At 62.1% G+C, this 2,612-nt stretch carries 4 protein-coding genes; all 4 read left to right on the top strand.

What is annotated here, in order from left to right:
- Positions 1-105: 105 nt before the first annotated feature.
- Positions 106-375 (top strand): hypothetical protein, encoded by a 270-nt coding sequence (locus tag GNZ13_RS44880; protein ID WP_407945703.1) that lies wholly within the window; start codon positions 106-108, stop codon positions 373-375.
- Positions 326-1,318: a tyrosine-type recombinase/integrase gene (locus tag GNZ13_RS44875; protein WP_328807393.1), complete on the top strand. Its 993-nt coding sequence runs from the start codon at positions 326-328 to the stop codon at positions 1,316-1,318. Before GNZ13_RS44880 ends, GNZ13_RS44875 begins: the two co-directional genes overlap by 50 nt.
- 309 nt (positions 1,319-1,627) lie before the next feature.
- Positions 1,628-1,858 carry a hypothetical protein gene (locus GNZ13_RS44870; RefSeq protein ID WP_172177151.1) on the top strand — a complete coding sequence of 77 codons (231 nt, stop codon included), beginning with the start codon at positions 1,628-1,630 and terminating at the stop codon, positions 1,856-1,858.
- On the top strand, positions 1,855-2,612 hold a 758-nt coding region (locus tag GNZ13_RS44865; RefSeq protein WP_172177149.1), incomplete at its 3' end, for a hypothetical protein. The genes GNZ13_RS44870 and GNZ13_RS44865, both read left to right, overlap by 4 nt.

Genomic DNA, 2,612 nt, shown 5'->3' with positions numbered 1-2,612 from the left:
CTTCGGAACCGATCCACCGCGCTTTATTCGGTGCAGTTACTATTGATAAAATATGTTATCAAGAGTAATGTTGCGGGATTAACGGTGAGCTTGTTCGGGAAGGGTATGGGTCAACTGGTGGTGAAGGGCGCAGTCGGCGGGATGGATCTGCTCGCCCAGCATGAAACGGAAACCGGGCGCCTGTGCCGCTCGCGGCTTCTGGTTGCCAGCGAAGACGGCAGGAGCGTGCTGCTGATCGAGACCGATGAGCGGAAAGTCGGCATCCAACGCGAATACCGCTTCGAGATCACCACCGGCGAACTGATCGCGCTGGTCCGCGCCCACGGTGCCGAGCTGCCCGGAGAAAACCATGTCAACCCCGTCCACGCCGGTTGAGCGCATCGGGCCGGTTCCGCGTGAGCGCACGCTCACCGCGGCGCAGTTCCACCAGCTGGCCGGTGTGCCGCCCGAAGCGGAATGGTTCGCGAACCTCGACAACCCGCGCACCCGGCGCGCGTATGAAGCTGACCTGCGCGACTTCATGAGCTTTGCCGGCATTGCGCGGCCCGACGAGTTTCGCATCGTCACCCGCGCGCACGTGCTCGCCTGGCGCGAGACCCTGGAAGACCGGGCGCTGGCCGGCGCGACCATCCGGCGCAAGCTCGCGGCGCTCTCCTCGCTGTTCGAATACCTGTGTGAAAAGAATGCGGTGGACTTCAATCCCGTGAAGGGCGCCAAGCGCCCCAGGGTCGAGAGCAACGAAGGCAAGACGCCCGCGCTCGGCGACCATCAGGCGCGCGTGCTGCTCGAGGCCCCGGATCCGGACACGCTGAAGGGCAAACGCGACCGCGCGCTACTGTCCGTGCTGCTGTATCACGGCCTGCGCCGCGAAGAGCTCTGCAGCCTCAAGGTTCGCGACATCCACGCCCGGCGCGGTGTCCTTCATCTCCGTGTTCACGGCAAAGGCAACAAGCTGCGCTATCTACCCTTGCACGCAGGGAGCGCCGAGCGTATCCACGCTTTCCTTGAGGTCGCAGGACATGGCGGCTCACCCAACGCACCCCTCTTCCAGCCAGCACGCAGAAAGACGGACGCGGCATTGACGGCTGATGGCGTCTACAAGATCGTGCTCTCCTACGCGGCATGCGCGAAAATCGAGGTACGGGGATTCGGCGTACACAGTCTGCGTGCAACGGCGGCGACCAATGCGCTGGAGCATGAAGCGGACATTGCCAAGGTCCAGGAATGGCTCGGACACGCTAATATCGCCACCACGCGAATCTACGATCGACGCAAAAGTCGTCAGGAAGATTCACCGACATTTCGGATTGCTTACTAGACAAGACAGTTCGGATCGCCATCGGCCATGAGCCGTCCGTCGCCAGCTTCGTTTGTCAGCCGCACGAACGGCGCCTGCGAGCCCAGAAACAGCCATCGGCCCGAGGCTACGCTGCTTCACAGCTCATCAGCGCGAGACCTCGATGGACATCATCGGCGCCAGCGCGATTTCGCGGTGCCTACTATTCCGGTTCGTCAGTAAAAAGTGTGGGTAGTGGGAGGCTCCCAGAGAGGGCCGCTTGTGCTTCCGGTAGCGGCATCGGTTTCGTCTGGAGTAGGCTGATCGGTCTCGCAACGGTGGGAGCAAGCCATGCGGTTGATCATCGAAGCAAGGCTGGCCGACGGAGACAATGATACGGTTGAGGAAGGTGACGGAGTTCCGGCTGTGATTGAGCGCCCTGACTGCTGTCTTGCCGAACTGGGCCTGACTCTCGCGGAAGGGCGGTCGCTGCTGGCAAAGGTGCAGGCCGAGCTCATTTCGAAACAGGTGCAGTCGTGGCTCTCAGCCAGACCCATTGTCGGAGCTGCGGTGCGGCCTTGAACCACAAGGACTGTCGCTCGACGGTGCTGCGCACCGTCTACGGCAAAGTGACGGTGAAGAGTCCGCGGCTGTGGTCGTGTGCTTGCCAGCGGACTGCGCGGACACAGCATGTGGTGCATCCTCTGTCCAAAGACCTAAACTGGCGCGTCACTCCGGAACTGGAATACCACCAGGCGAAGTGGGCAGCTCATTTGCCGTACCGGCAGGCCGCGGCCATGCTCAAGGAAGTGCTGCCGCTGGACAATGGCATTTCGTCCAGCGGCATCCGGAATCGGATCCTCGACATTGGAAAACAGCTCGACGCCGATATCGAGCGCGACATCGCGAAGCTACCCCAAGCCGTTGCAGACGTGCAGGTTCGCGAATCCAGCCATGTCGCGGCCGTGAGCGTCGACTCGGCGTGGCTGCGAAATTGCGACTCAGGGAGAGGCCCTGGCCGTCACGTGAATATCGTCGCCGGGCGGGTGACGTTCACCGATGGTCCTCCAAAACTGTATGCGTATGTGCACAGGGAAGTCACCTCGGCTGCAGCGCGACTCGATCAGTTCCTCAGCCGGAACGGTGTGGCGAGCGATGAACGCGTGACCGTGATCAGCGACGACGCTGGTGAATTTGAGAAGGCTGTCCAGGGCAGTCAGCTGGCTCGCGGCCGGATCCTCGACTGGTTCCACATCGCGATGAAGTTCCAGGCGGCGCAGCGTTCCGTGTTCGGCAGCAAGATGATCGACTCGATGGACCAGGAGTCGGTGGAGAC

Origin of the sequence: Paraburkholderia elongata (assembly GCF_013177735.1) — a bacterium.
Classification (GTDB): Bacteria; Pseudomonadota; Gammaproteobacteria; order Burkholderiales; family Burkholderiaceae; genus Paraburkholderia; species Paraburkholderia elongata.
Note: the sequence above shows the minus strand (reverse complement) of the source record. Positions and strands in the feature narration are given on the sequence as shown.